Raw genomic sequence first — 236 nt, 5'->3', positions numbered from 1 at the left:
AGGTAACGCTGCCTGCATTCCACTGGGCGCGCTGCTGGTTGGCGCCCTCGGCCTGGGTATCGGCAGCCGCGTCCTGCGGCGGATGAAGCGGGGGCGGCCTGACACCTGGTTCTATCGCCAGGTGGAGCTGGCCCTCTCGCTGCGCTTTCCCGTCTTCGGCAATCGTCACCTGGTGACGCGCTCCGGCGCCTGGACCAGTCGACGCACGGAGTCCCCATGAGTTTCAGAAAACACAC

The 236-nt window shown here is 66.5% G+C and carries 1 protein-coding gene; it reads left to right on the top strand.

Features of this window, described 5'->3' with window-relative positions; all coding sequences use genetic code 11:
* Window positions 1–220 (top strand): DUF3487 family protein (locus HMPREF2924_RS26445; protein WP_141765581.1); only part of this gene is annotated, 220 nt, incomplete at its 5' end.
* Between the last annotated feature and the right edge of the window lie 16 nt (window positions 221–236).

Source organism: Pseudomonas sp. HMSC063H08 (assembly GCF_001813645.1).
Classification (GTDB): domain Bacteria; phylum Pseudomonadota; class Gammaproteobacteria; order Pseudomonadales; family Pseudomonadaceae; genus Pseudomonas; species Pseudomonas aeruginosa.
Note: the sequence above shows the minus strand (reverse complement) of the source record. Positions and strands in the feature narration are given on the sequence as shown.